The sequence below is a fragment of the Streptomyces phytophilus genome, assembly GCF_013870535.1.
Taxonomy (GTDB): domain Bacteria; phylum Actinomycetota; class Actinomycetes; order Streptomycetales; family Streptomycetaceae; genus Streptomyces; species Streptomyces phytophilus.
In genome coordinates, this window is record NZ_JACBXC010001754.1 from 1 (window position 1) to 700 (window position 700).

Sequence of the window (700 nt, forward strand, 5' to 3'; positions counted from 1 at the left end):
TGGGGAGTTGGTGGGCGGTGACGCCGGGGATGTGCAGACCGGGTGCGTGGGGGTCGGCGTCCGTGGCGATGACGTTGGCTTCGGGTAACAGGGCCCTGGCCAGGGCGAGCCCGGGAGGCGTGGCGACGCCGGTCACCAGAATCCGGGAAGTCATGGCTGCTCCGATGAAGAGGGGGTGCGTAGTGGTGCCGAAGAGGTGAGGAGAAGGGGAGGGTCCCGCCGCCCGCCGTCCGAAGGCCGCTTCACACGTCCCCGGCGGGCGGCGGGAGCTGGTGCCCGCCTCCCCCAGGCGCGCTGGGGGGGGCGGGGGCTCTGCGTGAGGGCCTCGGTCCGGGTCCGGCGGTGTCGGCCGGGCCGGTCGGGTGCTCGGGTTACCGGCCCACGGGCCCGGTAGTGGCGTGGGAACCGGGTTCGGCGGGTTCCGGATTCTGGTCGCCTTGGTGGAGGAGCCGCCACATGCTGGCGATCAGCCCCAGCGGGATAACGATCTTGGCGAGGGCGGCGTTAGGCGGTGCACAGAGCAGGACGACCGCGTCGGCGATGGCGTGGCCGAGGAGCAGCGGAAGCAGTCGTGCGTAGCGCAGGAGGAGCCAGGTGCGCAGCAGCGCGTAGGGCACGAACGCGAGGGCGGCCAGGCCGTAGTGCAGGTGGAAGGCCACTTCGATGACCGTGACGGTGGTGTAGATCATCCAGGCGGGTA

General features: G+C 71.7%; 1 protein-coding gene. It reads right to left on the minus strand.

Going from position 1 to position 700, the window contains the following annotated elements; translation table 11 throughout:
- Positions 1-371: 371 nt before the first annotated feature.
- Positions 372-700, minus strand: a 329-nt coding sequence (locus tag H5J30_RS35750) for a hypothetical protein (RefSeq protein WP_220189665.1), incomplete at its 5' end; no start/stop codon positions are given.